This is a genomic window from Pedobacter africanus, assembly GCF_900176535.1.
Taxonomy (GTDB): domain Bacteria; phylum Bacteroidota; class Bacteroidia; order Sphingobacteriales; family Sphingobacteriaceae; genus Pedobacter; species Pedobacter africanus.
On sequence record NZ_FWXT01000001.1, the window covers coordinates 1,271,844 to 1,291,868 of the forward strand.

Genomic DNA, 20,025 nt, shown 5'->3' on the forward strand with positions numbered 1-20,025 from the left:
TTAAATATTATTTGTCTGATTTCCTGTTAAATTTTATAAATCCAATATTGAGTGCAACGATAGAAGAATTGTCGTCATCTGTTTCAAATTGTATCACTTTTTTCTCGCGCCGGTCTACCTTATTCACCACAAAGTTGATCAGATCGCCTACATTTCTTATGCCTTTACCAGCCGTCTCGTCTGTTTTTGCTACAACGACATCTGGTTGGTTGTCCTCCTGTACGTTTGCGCTCGCAATCATGGCCTCATTTACAGGCTTCGGGGATTGAACCGGCTCCTTAACGACTTCTTCCTGCTTATTTGTCAGACGGTCGGAAGCCCGTTCAGGTTGCATCTTCTGCTTGTCAGGTTTATTTTCTGCATCTGCTTTTAGGCGGGGGGCAATAACCAATGGTGTGCTGCTATAGTTTGTTGTCGCAGTTTCCCCTGCGTCTGGTAAATCAATGGCTACCCGCGCAACTGGTACAACTACACCGTCATGAACAGCCAGTTTAATCGGTGCCTGCAGCCTCACTTTTTCTGTATCCGGCATGAGTAATCCAAGCCCAACAACGACCAGTGCCAAAGCAGCGGCCATCCAGTATACCGGTAACCTGCGTTTAGCTGCAGGCTGCAAACCTGCAGCAATATTGCCCCATAAGTCTGCAGATGGCTGTAGTTCAGCATTTCCAAGCTTTTCTTTAAACAACTCATCAAATGCCTTATCCTGTATATTTTGCATAATTTATGCCCTCCATTTTTATAATTTCTTCCCTTAATATGGCCCTTGCCCTTGAAAGCTGCGATTTACTTGCACCTTCGGAAATACCAAGTGTTTCCGCAATTTCTTTATGTGAATAGCCCTCAATGGCATACATGTTAAATACCAGTCGATAACCATCCGCCAGCTTCTGGATGATTTTCATCAGGTCCTGCATCCCTAAACGGCTAAAATCAAAGCCAATTGAGGCCTGTTCAGCAGCATCTTCAATCGGCGCCACATTCATGCTGCGCAGATTTTTCCGATAGTTTTCAATAGCCGTATTTACCATGATCCTACGGATCCAGCCTTCAAAAGACCCCTCACCACGGTATTCCTTTACCTTCTGAAAAACTTTGATATACCCGGTCTGCAATACATCTTCTGCCTCTGCCATATCCTTTACATAGCGCAGGCAAACTGCCAGCATCCGGGCACAGGTTTGCCTGTACAGTGCTTCCTGCATTTTCCGGTTGCCTGACCTGCATCCTTCCAGTAGTTCTTCAATTCTATATTGCGTCAACTTCATTGATGTGTTTGGTATATAGAAGATGCGACAACTAATGTAAAGGTTGCAGGGATATAAAAAAAAATTTGGGATGAATTAGCAGTTGTGCTTTTTCCTGTAATGCTTGTACCACTTTACCGCTGCCATGATGACTATCGCAAAGACAATAAGGCCTATGAGGCCGTACACCCAGTCTACCGCATTTTTGAGCACTACTGTAAATACTATAGCCACAAGCAGAATGGTTGCCACCTCGTTCCATAAACGAAGTCTGAAGGAACTGACCTTGCACAGGCCCTGCTTCAGCTGCTTCATGATGCGCTGACAAATGAAATGGTAAATGAGCAGTAAAACCACAAAGCCCAGCTTTACGTGCATCCAGGGCATCTGTAGCAGCACGGGCCTGATGCAAAGCATCGAGATGCCCGCAAGCACAGTGAGTACCATTGCTGGAGTAGCGATGATGTACCATAATTTATGCTCCATCTTTTCATACTCCTTTTGAAGAATGGCTTTTTCCGGTTCGGGCCGGTCGGCCGCTTCGGTATGGTAAATGAACAAACGCACACTATAAAACAGCCCCGCCATCCAGCTCACCATAAAGATGATGTGGACAGACAGGACGTAGTAATAGTATTTATCCATATTAATATTTGAATGCTTTGATGACTTCTATGGCGTATTTCACATTATCAAAAGGGATATCTGGCATAATGCCATGACCCAAGTTAAAGATAAATCCGTTTTCTCCGCGCATGCGCTCAAACAACCTGAGGATTTCTTTTTTAATTACGGGCTGGTCTGCATAAAGTATATGCGGGTCAAGATTTCCCTGTACAGCAATACCAGCAGGCAGGCTCTTCTTGATGTTTAAAAGGTCAGCATTCCAGTCTATCGAAACCACATCTGGTTTTGCTTCTGCCATAATCGGTGCAAACACAGAACTACCCTTACAGAAAGAAATAACAGGAATGTCTTTCCGGTTCAGGTTGGCAATAATTTCATTGATATAACGGTGCGAAAATTCCTGATAATCATTCCATGAAAGGGCCAGTGCCCAGCTGTCAAATATTTGGATCGCATTAACGCCCGCGGCAATCTGAAGGTTCAGGTAATCTGCCGTTACTTTTGCAATTTTAGCCAGCAGTTTATGAGCTACATCGGGCTGATTGTGCATCAGCAGTTTTGTCAGTTTAAAATCTTTTGAAGAACCGCCTTCCACCAGGTAACTCATTACCGTAAATGGTGCACCTGCAAATCCAATTAAAGGAATACTGCCATTTAAACGTTGCTGAATAACTTTAATTGCGTCAGCTACATATTGCAGTCGGTCCACTACATCTACCTCTAACGCGTCCACATCTTTAAGTGTACGTACCGGATTGGCAAACTTAGGACCTACACCTTGTGTAAAGCTCAGGTCGCCACCCATAGCTTCACCGGTAACCAGGATATCGGAGAACAAAATGGCCGCGTCAATGCCCAGCAAATCAACCGGCAGCATCGTTACATCAGCTGCAATTTCAGGCGTTTTACACATTTCCAGGAACGAGTATTTGTTTTTGATTTCCCAATACTCGGGCATAAAACGACCTGCCTGGCGCATCATCCATACCGGCGGACGTTCTGTTTGTTTTGAAAATGCTGCATCTAAAAATAACGTGTTCATTTGTTGTTGTTCTTTTTGTTATAAGCTGTTTGCTTCTTTCTCTATTTTTGTAATGATATCCTGGGCTTTGCTGCTTACAGCAAGCTCTTTTGCTTTGATCAAATAAGCTGCACAACGCTCTTTGTCTTTTTTCCTTAAGGCCAGGTTGGCCAGATGGATCATCACAAAGGCTTTATCGTTTTTACCACCTAAAGGGAAACGGCTGGCGATCTGAAAGTGATATTCTGCCTGATCGTAATCTTCTTTTTTCAGGGCAATGTTGGCCTTCATAAATTCGTAATACCCCCGCCTGTTCTTTGCCAATCTGTCAGGATTGCCTACTTCCGCCAGAACCCGTGCTGTACGTTCATGGTCCCCGTTTTTGAAATGTTTGGATGCCAGCAATACAGAACTGTGTTTAAAATGGCTCCATATAACGAAGGCAAACAAAAAGCCGGCAAGTGCTGCCAGCTGGTATTGATCATAAAAAAGGCATGCCAGTGCTGCGATGGCAAAAAGGGCCATCAAGGCATACCTGCCCTTTGCATTATACATTAATGTGTATCCGTGAATTTATAACCTACTCCCCTGATGGAATGAAAATAAACCGGGTTTTTCTGATCTGGTTCAAAATACTTACGGAAGGTTAAGATAAAGTTGTCAATAGTCCTTGTTGAAGGATAAACATCATAGTTCCACACTGTTTCCAGGATTTGCTCGCGCGATACGGCTTCGTTCTTGCGCTCAATCAGCAATTTCAGGAGCATCGTTTCTTTTTTGGTAAGTGGCACAATCACACCATCGTCCTGTTTCAGTTCGAAGGAATTGAAATAGATTGTTTTATCACCAATTTTATAGGAATTGATTTCTTTAAGGTCATCCGCTTTCATGCTGCGTTTTACCAGGATACCAACCCTCAAGATCAGTTCTTCAAGGTTAAATGGCTTCACCAGATAATCATCTGCACCTTTTTTAAGGCCCATAACCCTGTCTTCACTGGTATTTTTTGCGGTTAAGAAAAGAATAGGCACTTCTGTATTTTCCAATCTGATAGTTTCACAAACCTGGAAACCATCCATTTCCGGAAGCATTACATCAAGAATGATCAGATTAAACCGTTCTTCTTTAAAAACTTTCAATGCCGTTTTACCATCCTTTACGGCATGCACTTTATAGCCTTCAAGTTCCAGGTTTAATTTAATGGCATCCAACAAGTGGTCTTCATCTTCAACCAGCAGTATTCTTAGTTTCTGTTGCATAATCAACTAAATGTTATTTCAAAAATAGCACCATGTGGTACGTTATCTCTAACGCTGATATCAGCGTCGTGGCTTTGTAATACTTCCTTAACAATAAACAGGCCTAAACCTGTGCCTTTTGATTTTCTGACATTCTCATCACCAACACGGTAAAATTTATCGAAAATAAGCATCTTTTCAGCGTCAGGTATACCTGGCCCTTTGTCAGATACCCTAAGGAATGGATGTCCGTCTCTTTCTGTCAGTTCAACTGACACATCTGCACAGGGCCCGGAATACTTCACTGCATTTTCAACCAGGTTGGTTACTACAGACGATAAGGCAAACTGATCGCCCATTACTTTTATGCCGGGTTTGATAACTGGAGTGATCAGTTGTTCGCAGCCGCAGGAATGCACCTGCAGCCTGTCGGTAATCCGGGTTACCAGCTCAGAAAAATCAAATTGCTCCTTTGGGAACGAATAAGAACGGTTTTCGATCTTGGTGGCCAGCAGCATATTCTCTACAAGATCGTCCAGACGTTCAATGTCTTTCAGTGAATTACCTAATAATGCGGTTTGCCTGGCCCTATCCAGATCACGTTTGATGATGGTCTGTATAGATAATTTTATCGCCGCCAACGGCGATTTCAATTCATGTGTTACCGAAAGCAGGAAATTTTGCTGCTGCTCACGCAGACGTTCTTCTTTTTTTATAGACTGGTGCAAAAAATAGGCACCGATGCACAGTAAAAATAAAAAGACGGAACCTTCGCCCATCACCATTGCCATTCTGGCAGGTTCTAATTTCACGACCAGTGTTCCCCAGGAAATGAGCTGCACCAATGCATACAGCAGCATGAAATAAAATATAACGATTGACTTCTTCAAGATTACCAGTATTTTAACTATATAAACTTAGCTAAAATTGTTTACATAACAATTCAGCCTGCTCTCATGAATTACTTGTTCCTGAAAACAATATCAAGACTCTCAAATATGGCCCTTTTTGCCTTTTCAAGTTCAATTTTTGTGTGGGCTGCCGAAACAAAACCAACCTCATAACCTGATGGACCAAGGTAAATGCCACGGTTCAATAACTCCCTGTGCATCACTTTAAATTTCTCCATACTGCTATGGTCAATATCAGCAGCGCTCTGGATCTTATCTTTATCTGTAAAAGCGATCCAGAAGATAGATCCAATATGGAACACCTTTACCTTATAATTTCTGGCCGCAGCAAAACGTTTAATGCTTTCTACAAATTCTGTCGCCTTTGTATTCAGTTCTTTGTAAAAACCCGAACGCAGCAATTCTGTCAGCTGTGCAATTCCTGCCGCCATAGCTACTGGATTACCTGATAAGGTGCCTGCCTGGTAAACTCCTCCGTCAGGAGAAATATGTGCCATAATCTCTGCAGAAGCACCGTACATTCCTACGGGCAAACCTCCACCTATAATTTTACCATAGGTAACAATATCGGGCTTAATGCCATAGTGGGCAGCAGCCCCTTCAAAGCCTAACCTGAATCCGGTGATCACTTCATCAAATATCAGCAGCGATTTATTTTCCTTGCAAATGTTTTGCAGGAACTCCAGGTAGGCCTCATCCTGCATCAGCAAGCCATTATTTGCGGGTATTCCTTCAATAATAACTGCTGCTACTTCATCCTTAAACTGCTCAAAGGCCTGTTTCAAAGCCTCAACATCGTTTAAAGGCAAAACGATGGTTTCCTGGGCAAAGGCCTTAGGCACACCAGCCGATGAGGTTTCACCAAAGGTAACCAGTCCCGATCCTGCCTTTACCAGTAAAGAATCGCTATGTCCATGGTAGCAGCCCTCAAACTTAATGATCTTATCCCTGCCAGTATAGCCGCGTGCCAGTCTGATGGCCGACATCACCGCCTCTGTACCAGAACTGGTAAAACGTATTTTTTCTACAAACTTATTGTTCTTAATGATCAGTTCGGCCAGTTCATTTTCCAGTACGGTCGGAGCACCGAAACTCATGCCGTTCTGCATCACCTCAGTTACTTTTTCCCTTACTTTGGGGTGGTTATGACCTAAAATGAGTGGCCCCCAGCTGCCGCAAAAATCTATAAATTGGTTGCCATCAGCGTCCCATACAAAACAACCATCCCCTTTTTGAATAAAAAGAGGTGTACCGTATACCGACTTAAAAGCGCGTACCGGTGAATTTACTCCTCCGGGGAAGTAATTTTTTGCCTTTTCGTACAATTCCGCTGATTTTTCTCTGGAAATGTCAGGTTTACTCCCTGTATTTACAGGTACCTCACCTTCATTTCCCGAAAACATTTTCTTTAAAGATTCTAACATAATTTTTATTTCAAGTCCCAGGCTGTTCCTTTCATCGAAAAGAACAGCCACCCATTATATCCAGTTCTTTTCAACCATATCCCTGATGTGATAGGTTGTGATGATACTTGCCCCTGCGCGTGCAAAGCCGTGCATGGTTTCCATCACTACTTTTTGCTCATCTATCCAGCCCCTTTGTGCAGCTGCTTTCACCATAGAATATTCTCCGGATACATTATAGCAGGCGATAGGCAGATCGGTATGCTGTTTAAGCTTGCTGATCACATCCATATAAGCCAATGCCGGCTTTACCATCAGCACATCGGCACCTTCCCCTTCATCCAGCAAAGCCTCTCTTAAAGCCTCCTCACCATTTCTGAAATCCATCTGGTACGCTTTCCTGTCGCCCTTGCCTGGGGCGCAATCTGCGGCTTCCCTGAATGGCCCGTAATAGGCCGAGGCGAACTTGGTGGCATGCGACATGATTGCGGTATTTACATAACCTGCCCCATCCAGCACACTCCTTATGGCACCTATGCGGCCGTCCATCATATCAGAAGGGGCCAGCATATCGGCTCCGGCCTGCGCATGGGTAAGCCCCATCTTGGCAATGACAGCTACCGTTTCATCATTCTGCACATAATCGTCCTTTAATATTCCGCAATGACCATGTGTGGTGTAAGAACACACGCATACATCAGTTACCACATAGAGATCCTCACCAAAATTCTTTTTTAAAGCACGTACTGCAGAAGGCACCAGGGAATGATCGTGATAGGCAGAGGCTGCATCTTCACTTTTCTCATCTCCCACACCAAACAGCATGATTTTGTTTACGCCCAGCTTCAGGCCTTTTTCCACGTCATTCAGCAGCGTATCTTCCGAGAAGTGACTGATTCCGGGCATGGCATCCAATGGATGAACTACATTCTTTCCCGGCACCACAAAGTACGGGTAAATGAACATGTCTTTAGACAACCGGGTTTCGGCTATCATTTCTCTCACAATTGGGTTTTTCCTTAATCTGCGTGGACGGTGCAACATCATCTTTCTATTTTATGTCTATCCCAAAGACAGCCTCGGCCAGGCCGATCTCATCCGGAGAGTAGGGCAAAATACATTTTACGCCCATTTCTTCGAATTTTTTAGCGGTAGAGTTGCCAATGGCAATTACCTGCTGCCCGGGTTCTAATAAATTATCTACAAAATAAGCCTCAACATTAGATGGACTGGTAAATATCAGTACATCGGCATAGGTCTGGTCTATATTTTCTTCAATAACAGTTTCATATATCGGCAGATCTACCACTTTAGTGTCCGGCTTTAAGGCCTTTTGGATACTCAGCAGCGAGTCCTGCGCCCTTGGGAACAATACGGTCTTGCCCGCCACTGCTTCGGCAAACAGTTCTGCTACCTCTTCAATATCTCCACCTTCGCCAACATAATCAGCCAGGTGGCCTGCCCGTCTGAGCGAATCTTCAGAACCACGGCCTGCCACACCAAATTTTACATGTTTAGGCAGCATAGGTTTCAGGTTGAAGAAATAGTCTACGCTATTTCTGCTGCTGAAAAAGATCCAGTCAATGTGCTTCAGGTAAAAAGGATCCAATACCGTTACGATAGGAAAAGTACGGATCAATGAGCGGGCATCTATTTCTATATTGTGTTTTTCAAGTGCCTTTCTGAAATAATTGTGCTCACCTACCTCACGCGAAATAAATACTTTGGCAGGGAACTTTCTATCGGCACTGAACTTGGTTACAATCTTTTCTGCCAGTCCGTCCAGTTTATCTACTCTGTAAAATAAACGGTCAGGAAAATCCTCATCCGTCTCCGCCTTAGAAGTCCAGATTTCATACTGTCCGTCTTCCTTTTTACAATAACAGCCCAAAGGCATATGGCAGCCTCCTTCAAACAGGTTTAAGACCTTGCGTTCAACTGCAATTTCCTCAGCCGTTTCTGGATGGTTGATCTGTTGGAGTATTTCAAATAATTCAGCATCGTTTTCCCTGATCTGGATGGCCAGCGCACCCTGCGCAGGTGCCGGCACCAATTCGGTAGTATCTACCACTTCAACGTGAAATTCCGACAGGTCAATGTTTAGACGGTTTACGCCGGCCTTTGCCAGTAATATGGCATCGTAATCCTCATCCCTCAGTTTCTGGATGCGGGTAGGAACGTTACCTCTTAAATCTTCTATGTTCAGATCTGGGCGTAGCGCCAGCAGCTGTGCTTTACGCCTGTTGGAAGAGGTACCTACCATCGCCCCTTTTTTTAAGGAAAGCTTATGGCTGATGCTGACACAATCTTTCAGGATAAGCAAAAGCTCTGACGGATCTTCACGCTCGGTTACTGCAGCAATAGTTAAACCGGCAGGATGCACAGTCGGCAGGTCCTTATGGGAATGTACCGCAATGTCAATAGTGCCGCCCAAAAGCTCTTCTTCCAATTCCTTGGTAAAAAAGCCCTTGCCTTCCAGTTTGTCCAACCTGAGGTTTAAAATCTTGTCGCCCTGTGTTTTGATGATTTTCAATTCAGCCTCAACACCGATAGCTGCTAGTTTATCTTTAATGAAATTGGCTTGCCATAAAGCCAGGTCGCTACCTCTTGTACCTATAATAAGTCTTTTCACGTTGATGCTAATTTTTTCGCAAATTTAGCTATTCTTTACCAATATCTCCTTTGCCATGACCATTGGTACGCTGATGTATTTTTTTTCCATGTAATTCATCACCTTTTCCAATAATAACCTTGAATTCTCATCAAGCTTATCGATCTCATCAGCAAAAATACCATTGATGGCAGTATGCTTAATCTCCTTAATTTTCTGCGGAACGCAGCTCATGGCAATTTCAATTTTGCGTTGGCGCAGTACCAGCTCAAAATCCTTGATATTTTCTTCAATGATGTGCTCAGCATTTACCAGTTCATCATAACGTTCCTGAATATTTTTACGGGCAATCTCTTTTAAAGACTCAACTTCGATGTAGTGTACAGGAAAGTTCTTTACTACTTCGGCAGCGGTATCATTTGGTATAGCAAGGTCAACGATTACTTTTTTTGAAGTATCGCCGTTCAGCAGTTTTTTATAGACAGCTTCAGTTATGATCGCTTCCGTAGATCCGGTACAGGTAATAATCACATCAAAACCCTTATCGTAATTTTCAAGTGCAGTAAGCGGGTAAGCTGTGCCGTTCAGTTCCTTAGCCAGGGTCTCGGCATTTTCCAGCGTTCTGTTAAATACAGAGAAATTGGTGTATTTGTGTTTTTTAAGATATTGGGCCAGGTTCCGGTTGGTTTCACCAGCGCCAATGATGAGTAGCCTTGCTTCGCTTGAGCACATTTTAAGGTCGCGTAGCTTGCGATAGGCCAGGGAAACTATAGACACCGGGTTTTTGGAGATATTGGTGTGTGTATAAACTTCTTTCGCTGTTTTTACCACCCGGTTCATGATCATCCGCATATAGTCACCGGTAAAGCCGGCAACCCGGCAGGCTTCATAGGCCTTACGGATCTGCGCCAGGATCTCCTTTTCCCCAACAACCAGACTTTCCAGCGAGCAGGATGTACGGAGCAGATGGTTAAAAGCATCCAGCTGTTCGTATGCCGATACGTTTTCCACAAACTGTTCCATGTACTGCGCAGGCAGCCCCATGTCCAGCACTGTTAAAAAACGGGTAATAAAATCCTTGTCCAGACTGCTTGGTGAAGTAAATACAAATTCAACCCTGTTACAGGTGCCTACGTAGAATATTTCTTTAACACCTAACTCAGATTGAATGTTCCTCAATCTGTCGTCCAATGTCTGCTCACATATTACCAATTTACCTAAAGATTTTAAGTCAATCTGTTTATGCGTAAAAGCAATGATCTTTAAATATTCCAAAATAGTATTATCCTGTTTTTTTAGCGAAACAAAAGTAATAAGACCAGACTGTTCCACTGTCATTATGCTGTAATTAACAGCTATTTAGAAAGATTTTAAATAAACACACCCTCCTAAACAAGCAGATTTTATTTTTGTTATATTGGGTAAATACCATATTTGTAGACACATATGATCATTAATGAATCTTTTACACTGGATGGATCAGCCGGAAAACCCATATTTGGCGATTATACTTATGACGATAAAAACACAAAATCCTGCACCATAATTTTCATTCATGGCTTCAAAGGCTTTAAAGACTGGGGTGCACATAACCTGATTGCATCCTTTTTTGCTGCTCAGGGATACAGATATGTGAAATTCAACCTGTCGCACAGCGGGGTTACCGCAGCAAACATGAACGACGTGACCGATATGGAAACCTTTGCTGCTAATACCATCAGCAAGGAACTTGCTGATGCAGAAACGGTCATTGATCATGTACTGGACAGATGGCCTGAAAGTCCGGTTTACCTTATCGGGCATAGCAGGGGTGGCGGATTGGCCATTATCCTTGCGGCAAAAGACCAGCGCATCGGTAAACTCGTAACCTGGTCGGCCATTTCTGATTTTTCAAGCCTCTGGAAAAAGGAACAGGAAAAAGAATGGGCTGCAAGCGGACAGATTTTTGTTGAAAATACGCGCACTAAAGAAAAAATGCCTTTGAACAGCACTCTACTGGACGACTTCAACCAGCACAAAGCAAAGTTCAATATTATTGAAGCAGCAAAAAAAATATCTGTACCCTGGCTCATTCTGCATGGAGATGAAGATGTTAACGTGGACTTCAGTGTAGCCCAGAAGCTCGCGCAGCAACAACTCAAGGCAAAAATTCAGAAGATTGCCGGTTCAAACCATGTTTACGGTGCATCGCATCCCTACCTATCCGATTCCCTTCCGGAACACCTGCAGGAAGTTGCCGAAAAGACACTGGATTTTATTCGTTAAGCCTCTTTCTTTTTTACCATTACGCTTACACGGTAAACTAAAAATATGCATAAAAGTATGAGTACAGATACGACAATACCTAAAATATCGTAATGCGCTAAGGGGCTGCTCTTGGTTTTCTGAGTCACGATCAGACCTGCGCATAAAGCGGCTATACCTCCTGCAACCTGCTGAAGTGAGGCATTTACACTCATAAACGCACCCCGGTCTTTCAGATCAGGCACGCTCATCGTCAATGTGGTTGCCGGGATGATACGGCTCATAACTCCCATAAACAGTACCACATTAATGACGATAACCTGCCACAAGGGTACGGGCGTCAGATTGGTATATATCAGGATCAGGACAATCGCCAGCAGCGAGCCACCCGTGAACACCCAGAATTTATCGGTCTTATCACTCAGTTTTCCAATCAGTGGCATAACCACAATAGAAGCCAGTCCGGTAAACATAAAAACCAGGGGCAGCTGCTCTTCGGTGATATGGATGTTATTGATCAGGTAGGCACTGCCAAAAGGCATCAGCATAAAACCACCCACACTCATAAATGCCGTAGCAATAAACCCGGTCTGATAAGAACGGTTGGAAACGGCATGCCATAAATGTAAGAACGGGTTCTTGTCCGACTGGATCGCCAGGTGTTTGTCAATAGGTTTTACTTTAAACAGGATGGCAATGGCAATCAGGACGGCCAGCACCACAATCATTAAAAATGAAGAGTGCCATCCCCAGATATTGGCAAAATATAAGCCTATGGGGATACCCAGCACCTGACTTGCGGCAAAACCCATTTGTACAATGCCCATCACCCTTCCGCGCTGATGCACTTCAAAAACGTCGGTAACAATGGTCATGGAAATGGCACCTATCACACCGCCAAATAAACCGGTGACGATCCTTGCGCCCAGCAGCATTTCATAATTGGTGGCCAGAGCGCAGCATAAAGTACCTACGATAAAGCCGGTATAGAAAAATAAAAGTATTTTTTTACGGTCAAATTTATCAGCAAAACCTGCAGCGAGTATACCAGAGGCACCAGCGCTGAAAGCATAGGAAGAAACCACCAGACCAAAACCTTTTGGGGTCATAGAGAGCGATTTCATCAGATAATCGCCCAGCGGTGCCAATACCATAAAGTCCAGCACTATAGTAAATTGCAGCAGGGCCAACAAAGCAATTACCAGTATCTGATAAGAACTGAAGGGCTCGGCTATGTTCTTTTGGGGTTGTTGCATTTAATTTTGTTTTTTTAAGTTAATTCTTCGCATTGATAGCCGTTATCTTTTACCAGGGTAATGACATCCTGCAGCTTTAATGTGGGCGATACGATCCTCAACACGCAATCTATATCCTGCAGGTCTACAGTCCACTGTTCGATCTGGTTTTCGGCCATAACCTTAGCGATATAGCGTTTATCACCTTCCGTACGTATGTCGGTTTTAAAAAGCAGGATATGTTCAATAATGATGTCCATAATTTTTAGAGGTTAAGGTTGTTTTATTTTTTCAGGGCTTTAAGCACAACATCAAAAGCGCTCCAAAGCACTTCGTCTGTTAACACAAAAGGCTTTCCACTCAGACTTTTTCCTTCGTTATGAAAGCGGAGCAGATTGTACAGCGGCCCAAAAGCTACACACCAGTAGGCTTCAAGCGGCATCGCAATGATCTCTCCCCTTTCAATTGCATTGTGCATAAATTTTCCGAGGGGTTCTCTGAATACCTCTCCGAAAGCTTCAAAAATCTGGTCCTGGTAAGTGGAACTCCGTAATTGCTCTATCATTTGTGCTGTTAATGGATTTTCCAGCACGCATTTTGCCCGGTTTTTCCATTGCTGCCGCAACCCTTCAGCAAAAGAACAATCGGGATCAAAATTTTCAAGCATGATCCTGCTCATCCGCTCTACCTCCTCTAAACCAATTTTCAGGATCAGATCATCCTTATCCTGGTAATAGATATAAAGTGTAGCTACAGATATTTTACAGGCCCTGGCCAGCTTGTTCATGGTAAAACCTTCAAAACCCACCTCGACCAGCAACTCTATGGCCTTTTGCTTAACCAGTTCTACCTTATTGACATCTCTTGCACGCATGACAATTCAATTGTTCAGCAAATATAAATGAATATTCATTCACTTATATAAAGATGTAATTATTTTTTTATTTCCATATTCAGTCCGATCCATTTACTCATCGTATATCACTAAAAGCATTAGACAGGTGAGGCTTGAATAGGAGTGATGGATAACTTAGTTTTGTGTGATCCTTCCCGTATTCCCCTCCCATTTCAGTTCCTGTTCAGTTGCAACTGAACAGGAACTGAAATGGGACTGAGATAAGGGTTAAGTTACAAGCCTGGCACAACAGAAGAAGTTAAGCTACGCAAATACATGACAAAAAGAAAGCGGCGAACAAACCACGAATGGCTGTCCCCGCTAAATTAACACTATAGTCTCAGTTTAATGCGCGTGCCCTTTTTCTACATGCACTTCAAACTTCAACTTCAACACATCCTGTCCGGCAAACCGGCTTGCATAATCGATATCGTTCCAGTCGCTCCTGGTAATTTTAGCTTTCAGGCCTGGCTCCAGTTTCCGCATCACATAAGTGATTTGTTTGGTCGGCCCCTGGTTATCAGCCCCTATAGTCAGGTAGCTCAGCACCCCGGTAGTTTCGTACTGACCGGTCACAGCCGTTCCATCGGCATAGGTCGTCTCCCTTGGCTGAAAGATTGCCCCGCTTTCGGTTTTGGAATCTTTGTTCAGGATAAAGTTTCCGCCTGTCAGAAAAGCCTTAAACTGATCTGCAGCCGCTTTACTTTCGATGAACTGGTTCTGCACTTCTTTCCCCGTATGGTCCCAGGCTTTCAATTCCAGTTTGTAAATTGCATCTGCTTCCAGGTGCAGGTGCCCGTTTGCTGTTGCCTTTCCGTTTTCGTCAAATTTGATCACTACAGTTGTGCCTGCAGTCAGATCCGTCAGACCATGGAAATGATCGCCATGCGCCTCAATGGCTGCGCCGCTCATTTCTGTAAGGATGATTTCTGAACGTTGAATGCCGTCTTTTACGACTTTATTATTGTCTTTTTTACATGAACTTGCAAAAAGTATTACTGCGCCTATTAAGGCGATTGCTATTGATTTAAACTGATTTGTCATTATTTTAGATTTGAAGTTAATTCCGGGAGCGTATGTTAAAATTGCTTATGAAATTAACATCGGCGGCCCCCTGGTGGAGAAACCTGACAGCACAAATGAATAGTTACCACAAGGCACCCAGGCATCCAGATTAATCACTTCGGGATGAATTATAGGCAGAGATAGGGTGCCGGGCAAAAGGACAGGCTGAGCCTGAACATGATGAAAGTAATCGCAGACTGCGCACTTATCTGTAAGCTGTATCTTTTCGGTGTCATCGCAGCTTAAGTGTCTGCAAACGGGATTTTGCCCGTGGTGATGAAAAACCGGAACAATAGCGATAAACAGGAAAAGCGATGCAAACAATACCAGAAAGGTTTGTCTGAGTTTTGAGTACAAAATGTTTGCATCAGCTTTCATATGAAACAAAGTTGCATATTACAAAACACAAATGCAACTTTGTTTCATATTGTTTATTTCATGCTTCTTACTTTGGTATTTCCACCTCCCTGCAAAGTTAGGCTATGAGGTTTGTTACCGGTCCAGCCTCCCCTTGTAAAATCGGGAATATCTATACTTGAAGATCGTTTGGAAACAGATTTTTTGCTCAACGGTACAATACAGCTCCAGGCAGCAGCATCATAAACATCCTGATCTAAAGGCAGTCCGTTTCGCAGACAATCGATCAGGCGCCAATCCATCATAAAGTCCATTCCTCCGTGCCCCCCTACTTTTTTCGCAATCTCTCCAACATGTCTGATCAGTTCTGGAGTATAGGTATCATACAATTTCTTCATCTCTTCGGGCTTTAACCATTCTTCACCAAAGGCAATGCGCTCCGGTTCAGGCCATTTACTGGCAAAACCTTTCGTTCCGCTTAATAAATGAATCCTGGAATAAGGTCGCGGCGAGGTTACGTCGTGCTGCAGCATCAGGGTTTTTCCTTTATTGGTCCGAATGGTCGTGGTATTCATATTGCCCCTGTAGTTTCTTCCCACAAATTCATTATAAAAAGGATCATTTTTTGCCTTTTCTTTAGCCTCATTCCCCATCATAAAATCATTGGACGACATGGAGACAAGATAATCCATTTTATCGCCCCTGTTGATGTTCATGCATTGCGCAATAGGTCCTAAGCCATGTGTAGGATACAGGTTACCATTGAAATCAATGTTTTCCTTCAGTCTCCACATATTTTCATAGCCTTTTTTATTGAAATTGAGGCCAAGCAAATCATGTATATATGCGCCTTCGGCATGGATCAGTTCTCCGAACATGCCCTGGCGTACCATATTCAGGGTTAGCATTTCAAAGAAATCATAGCAGCAGTTTTCCAGCATCATACAATGCTTACGAGTCTTTTCAGAAGTTTCTACCAGCTTCCAGCACTCTTCTATCGTCAGCGCCGCAGGAACCTCAGTTGCAGCATGTTTCCCATTTTCCATGGCAAAAACAGCCATTGGTGTATGCAGATGCCATGGCGTACAGATATAAACCAGGTCCAGTTCCTCCTTAAGGATCATGTCTTTCCATCCGTTTTCGCCAGAATATTCTGTGGCTTTAGGTAGCCCTTTCTGTACCAGGTGTTTTTGTGCGGCGGAAGCCCGTTCCGGGAGTTTATCACACAGGGCTTTGATCTCGACCCCCTCAATAAAAGACATACGGCTTACGGCACCTGGACCACGCATTCCAAGGCCGATGATGCCAATACGTACCTTGTCGACCTTAGGCGCCGCATAACCACACATGTTGAATCTTGGGGCGCTCTGCCCTGGAGCATAAAAATCTTCTTCCTCTAATGCACGATCTTTCGCAAAGCCAGGCAATCCGATGGCCATAGCTCCGGAGCCTATAGCCAGTGTTTGTAAAAATTTTCTACGGTTAGGTTTCATATGGTTGTTCTGTTTAGTTCACTGAATATAAGAAATCATATTTCTTGCTTGCTACCTGCATGCTGCGCAAACGTTTGACTGATTGTCGAGAAGCGGCAAGTGTAAAATAAACAGAACAATTTTATATAATAAAGAAGGTTTTATTCACCCCTTTGCACCCAGTTCCCGTCTTCTCTGATCAGTTCAATCAGATCATCCAATGCATTTGCTGCATTTACATTTTTCTTTACCACTTCCCTGCCACGGTACAAGGTTATTTTATCCGGTCCGGTACCCACATAGCCATAATCGGCATCTGCCATTTCACCAGGCCCGTTTACAATACAACCCATGATGCCAATTTTGATCCCTTTCAGGTGATCGGTACGGGACCTGATCAGCTGAGTAGTTTCCTGGAGATCGAAAAGTGTCCTTCCGCAACTTGGGCAAGAGATATATTCTGTTTTTGATATTCTTGTACGTGTGGCCTGTAATATACCGAAACTGATGGCATTTACAGTCTGCAAACCTATACCCGCATCCGCTTTTATCCATACACCATCACCCAGTCCGTCTGTTAGCAATGCGCCCATATCGGTAGCAGCATACAACATCAGATCGCTGGCATTCAGCCCTTCGTAACTTCTGCTGATGATGACCGGTAGCTGCAGGTTCTTAGCCATTAATGAAACAAAGAAATTCCGTTGTGCAGCTACTCCATGCAAAGCCGAAGTTTCCAGCAACAATACCACATTATCTTTCAGAACAGATAAGTCTTTACCTGCGGCTTCTTCTGCATTGAGCCTAACCAGGTTTAAATATTCGTCTTTCTGTCCTGCATTGAGGTACTCTTCGTAAGAAAACAAAGGATGACAATTGTTTTTGATGTGCAATGCCAGCCAGGTCTTGTAATTGTATAATTGTTTCAGGTTGCCAGGAAAAGAGAATGACGGCAACTGATCGCCAAGGTACACCATATCACAGGCCTGATCGGCCATATTGTATTTATCAAGCACAGCACTGTAATTGTAGCCCGCTGCAGCCAGAAAATAAGGGTCTTTCAGGTTCTCCTTGCTTACATCCAACAGCACAACCGGGTGGTGATGCCCGCCTATATGCTGTACCGGAGCGGTAAGCCTGCGCTTGTACTCAAAAGGGTTATAGGAAAGTTTTTCCGCATCAATAGTTTTGGATTCAGTGAACAAGGTTTTACCATACAGATCGACAGCACGTTTTTCATACCTCGCAGCCAGGGCTTTGGCTACGGGCGCTTCAAATTCTGGGTCTTCAGTTAAGGATACCCTGATCGTATCGCCCAGACCATCTTCCAGCAGGGTGCCAATGCCTACTGCCGATTTGATGCGGCCATCTTCACCATCGCCTGCCTCAGTTACACCAAGGTGTAAAGGATAATTCATCCCCTCCTTTACCATAGTTTCAACCAGTAAACGATATGCTTGCACCATTACCTGCGTATTGCTGGCCTTCATGGAAATCACCAGGTTATAATAATTCAGGTCTTCACACATACGGATAAACTCCATGGCCGACTCCACCATTCCGCGGGGAGTATCACCATAATGGCTCATGATCCTATCGGAAAGCGAACCGTGGTTGGTACCGATGCGCATCGCAGTCCCATACTCCTTGCATATTTTTACGAGAGGGGTAAATTTCCTGTATATGCGTTCCAGCTCAGCCTGGTAAGCCTGCTGGGTGTATTCAATATTCTCAAACCGTTTTTTATCGGCATAATTGCCCGGGTTTACCCTTACTTTTTCCACAATACGGGCAGCAGCTTCTGCCGCATTGGGCGTAAAGTGAATATCGGCTACAAGCGGCACACTGTAGCCCCTTGCCCGCAATTCCTTTTTGATATTGGCCAGGTTTTCTGCTTCCTTCATGCTGGGCGCAGTAATGCGCACATACTCGCAGCCAGAATTTACCATTCTGATGGTCTGCTCTACGGTTCCAAGGGTATCCATAGTATCTGTAGTGGTCATAGACTGAATACGTATAGGGTTTAAACCACCCATAGGTACATCGCCGATATTTACTTCCCTTGTTAAAAACCTCGAATACAATTGTGCTGCTTCCATGAGTTACAAAAATCTGTTGCAAAGATAAAGATTATGTTGATAACAATCAGATCAGGCGCTCTTTTGTCACCAGCGTTTTGGCCAACACATCATGAAAACATTGCTGTTTTTTATTGAGGAAGCTATACAGGTAGCCAAAAAAGAACGGCGCAGCAGACACGACTTTGCCCATGTTCCGGCCAAAGGCATTGGCCAGGCTAATCCGGCCACCGTTCAAATCGGTTACCTTAATGCTCATCAGGCGTTTCCCGATTCCCGCCTGCTGTGCAGAAGCTTCTGTTATACTGCCATAGACCAGCTTGGCAAGTAAAATCAGTGGAATACCTGCAAAAGCAACAGAAATACGTGCAGCCTGGCCTTTAATGAAAATAAAGCTGAGCAGCAGGAGCAGTACATAAGCCAGTATGATAAAGAAAAGATCGATGACCATGGCCAGCAGGCGCTGGTCAAATGAAGCAAAATACTGGGGTGCAGTTTGCTGATGGGTAAAACCAAGAAGCTCACGCAGTTCAGGGAACTCGTGAGCTTCTTTATAATCGTCCATCCCCGGTTTCCTAAGGAAAGTACCAGCCTGGACACCCAATTCTTTTAACTCATGCAACTGGTATGGCCCTTCTGGTTTGCCGTTAATGACAACTGTATATTCCGTATGGCTATCCATTAATAACGATTTACCTCAAAGCTACTTAATCCTCCGTCAAGAAAAATAAATATTTTGTTGGCAGATGTGCTGTAATTTGGGGTCTCATAAGTTCCATCTGCTTTTTTTATGAAACCACTGAATTCTTTGGAAGACAAGCCTGTCTTGGCTTTAATCCTGCAGCCAGATGCAGTAGGAATGTTCAGCTTTACATCGGCAATCCCCGTTTTTACCCTTACATCGGTAATGGGCATTAAGCTTCCCAGCTTAACATCCAGTGCAGCGGCACCACCATCAAAACTAAACTCCCTTACTTTGTAGGCCGACAGGTCAAAATTAGCTTCGCCCGCCCCCATATTCATATGAATTTCCCATTTAGGATTGGTATTCAGCATTAAATCCACATCATTGCCACCATCACCTACATTCCAGCTGTTTTTACCTTTCATCTTGAAAGATAAAGTCCGTACACTGTCCGAAATCTCATTTTTTAAGGAAAACGCTCCTCCCCTTCGCTGAACAGTTGCACTGATCAGGCTATCGGTCGGTCCCTTAAGATCAAACGTTGTACCCCCTGCAGATAGGCTCAGAATGGTTCGGGTAGGAACAGAGTCGGTATAAGGCTGAGTAAAAGTGCTTTCCTCAAAGCCTTCCATATCGTTATCGCTCCTGCCATCTATGCGCTGTTCTGTAGTAATCCTTTTTTTGTGTACCGGCACCTCCTGCCCTTTAATAAACAGCAAGCCTAAAGTCACAATTAAAATTCCGATAGACACAATACTTCCTATCTGCGATTTGCTCTTGTTAAATAGAATGTTGACCCCGGCAATGATTAGAAAGATAGGCCAGAAACGCCATACACTCCACCAATAAAAATCAATAACATTAAAATTTTCCAAAAGAAGTACCCCACCTATAAAAAGCAGAACGATACCCCACATTATTCTATCCAGCTTCATA

The 20,025-nt window shown here is 43.8% G+C and carries 21 protein-coding genes; 1 reads left to right on the plus strand and 20 read right to left on the minus strand.

What is annotated here, in order from left to right:
• Positions 1–7: 7 nt before the first annotated feature.
• The 11 genes from B9A91_RS05260 to hemA all read right to left on the minus strand — a co-directional run bounded on the left by B9A91_RS05260 (position 8) and on the right by hemA (position 10,333).
• Positions 8–721, minus strand: coding sequence for a hypothetical protein (locus B9A91_RS05260; RefSeq protein ID WP_084237343.1), 714 nt, complete (start codon positions 719–721; stop codon positions 8–10).
• On the minus strand, positions 702–1,268 hold the full coding sequence (locus B9A91_RS05265) for an RNA polymerase sigma factor (protein WP_084237344.1): 567 nt from the start codon (positions 1,266–1,268) through the stop codon (positions 702–704). The genes B9A91_RS05260 and B9A91_RS05265 overlap by 20 nt, the downstream gene beginning before the upstream one ends.
• A gap of 75 nt (positions 1,269–1,343) precedes the next feature.
• Positions 1,344–1,892 carry a protoporphyrinogen oxidase HemJ gene (gene hemJ / locus B9A91_RS05270; protein WP_084237345.1) on the minus strand — a complete coding sequence of 183 codons (549 nt, stop codon included), beginning with the start codon at positions 1,890–1,892 and terminating at the stop codon, positions 1,344–1,346.
• A 1-nt stretch (position 1,893) separates the two neighbouring features.
• Positions 1,894–2,916, minus strand: coding sequence for a uroporphyrinogen decarboxylase (hemE, locus tag B9A91_RS05275; protein WP_084237346.1), 1,023 nt, complete (start codon positions 2,914–2,916; stop codon positions 1,894–1,896).
• Between the two features lie 18 nt (positions 2,917–2,934).
• Positions 2,935–3,450, minus strand: a complete 516-nt coding sequence (locus B9A91_RS05280) for a hypothetical protein (RefSeq protein WP_084237347.1) — start codon at positions 3,448–3,450, stop codon at positions 2,935–2,937.
• Positions 3,450–4,154 (minus strand): response regulator transcription factor, encoded by a 705-nt coding sequence (locus tag B9A91_RS05285; RefSeq protein WP_084237348.1) that lies wholly within the window; start codon positions 4,152–4,154, stop codon positions 3,450–3,452. The genes B9A91_RS05280 and B9A91_RS05285 overlap by 1 nt, the downstream gene beginning before the upstream one ends.
• A gap of 2 nt (positions 4,155–4,156) precedes the next feature.
• A complete protein-coding gene (locus tag B9A91_RS05290) occupies positions 4,157–5,023 on the minus strand; it encodes a sensor histidine kinase (RefSeq protein WP_084237349.1) in 867 nt (288 codons plus the stop codon).
• 71 nt (positions 5,024–5,094) lie between these two features.
• The gene (gene hemL, locus B9A91_RS05295) at positions 5,095–6,468 is read right to left on the minus strand and encodes a glutamate-1-semialdehyde 2,1-aminomutase (protein ID WP_084239587.1); all 1,374 of its coding nucleotides are present in this window, start codon (positions 6,466–6,468) and stop codon (positions 5,095–5,097) included.
• A gap of 54 nt (positions 6,469–6,522) precedes the next feature.
• Positions 6,523–7,491, minus strand: coding sequence for a porphobilinogen synthase (gene hemB, locus B9A91_RS05300; RefSeq protein WP_084237350.1), 969 nt, complete (start codon positions 7,489–7,491; stop codon positions 6,523–6,525).
• 7 nt (positions 7,492–7,498) lie between these two features.
• Positions 7,499–9,079 carry a hydroxymethylbilane synthase gene (gene hemC / locus B9A91_RS05305; RefSeq protein ID WP_200815605.1) on the minus strand — a complete coding sequence of 527 codons (1,581 nt, stop codon included), beginning with the start codon at positions 9,077–9,079 and terminating at the stop codon, positions 7,499–7,501.
• A gap of 24 nt (positions 9,080–9,103) precedes the next feature.
• Complete coding sequence (gene hemA / locus B9A91_RS05310; protein ID WP_084239588.1) at positions 9,104–10,333, minus strand: glutamyl-tRNA reductase; 1,230 nt, start codon at positions 10,331–10,333, stop codon at positions 9,104–9,106.
• 171 nt (positions 10,334–10,504) lie between these two features.
• Between hemA and B9A91_RS05315 the strand changes: the two genes are divergently transcribed.
• Complete coding sequence (locus tag B9A91_RS05315) at positions 10,505–11,323, plus strand: alpha/beta hydrolase family protein (RefSeq protein WP_084237352.1); 819 nt, start codon at positions 10,505–10,507, stop codon at positions 11,321–11,323.
• Here the strand turns inward: B9A91_RS05315 and B9A91_RS05320 are convergent.
• From B9A91_RS05320 to B9A91_RS05360, 9 genes are all read right to left on the minus strand, one after another.
• On the minus strand, positions 11,320–12,558 hold the full coding sequence (locus B9A91_RS05320) for an MFS transporter (protein ID WP_084237353.1): 1,239 nt from the start codon (positions 12,556–12,558) through the stop codon (positions 11,320–11,322). The two genes, B9A91_RS05315 and B9A91_RS05320, sit on opposite strands and share 4 nt — an antisense overlap.
• A gap of 14 nt (positions 12,559–12,572) precedes the next feature.
• Positions 12,573–12,797, minus strand: coding sequence for a hypothetical protein (locus tag B9A91_RS05325; RefSeq protein ID WP_084237354.1), 225 nt, complete (start codon positions 12,795–12,797; stop codon positions 12,573–12,575).
• A 23-nt stretch (positions 12,798–12,820) separates the two neighbouring features.
• Positions 12,821–13,411: a TetR/AcrR family transcriptional regulator gene (locus B9A91_RS05330; RefSeq protein WP_084237355.1), complete on the minus strand. Its 591-nt coding sequence runs from the start codon at positions 13,409–13,411 to the stop codon at positions 12,821–12,823.
• Between the two features lie 366 nt (positions 13,412–13,777).
• Positions 13,778–14,476, minus strand: a complete 699-nt coding sequence (locus tag B9A91_RS05335; RefSeq protein ID WP_084237356.1) for a hypothetical protein — start codon at positions 14,474–14,476, stop codon at positions 13,778–13,780.
• 45 nt (positions 14,477–14,521) lie between these two features.
• On the minus strand, positions 14,522–14,875 hold the full coding sequence (locus B9A91_RS05340) for a hypothetical protein (protein ID WP_084237357.1): 354 nt from the start codon (positions 14,873–14,875) through the stop codon (positions 14,522–14,524).
• 53 nt (positions 14,876–14,928) lie between these two features.
• Positions 14,929–16,347, minus strand: a complete 1,419-nt coding sequence (locus tag B9A91_RS05345) for a Gfo/Idh/MocA family protein (RefSeq protein WP_084237358.1) — start codon at positions 16,345–16,347, stop codon at positions 14,929–14,931.
• Positions 16,348–16,487: 140 nt separating this feature from the next.
• Positions 16,488–18,425 (minus strand): (E)-4-hydroxy-3-methylbut-2-enyl-diphosphate synthase, encoded by a 1,938-nt coding sequence (gene ispG / locus B9A91_RS05350; protein WP_084237359.1) that lies wholly within the window; start codon positions 18,423–18,425, stop codon positions 16,488–16,490.
• 46 nt (positions 18,426–18,471) lie between these two features.
• On the minus strand, positions 18,472–19,086 hold the full coding sequence (locus B9A91_RS05355) for an RDD family protein (protein WP_084237360.1): 615 nt from the start codon (positions 19,084–19,086) through the stop codon (positions 18,472–18,474).
• On the minus strand, positions 19,086–20,024 hold the full coding sequence (locus B9A91_RS05360; RefSeq protein ID WP_084237361.1) for a LiaF transmembrane domain-containing protein: 939 nt from the start codon (positions 20,022–20,024) through the stop codon (positions 19,086–19,088). The genes B9A91_RS05355 and B9A91_RS05360 overlap by 1 nt, the downstream gene beginning before the upstream one ends.
• Position 20,025 lies beyond the last annotated feature (1 nt).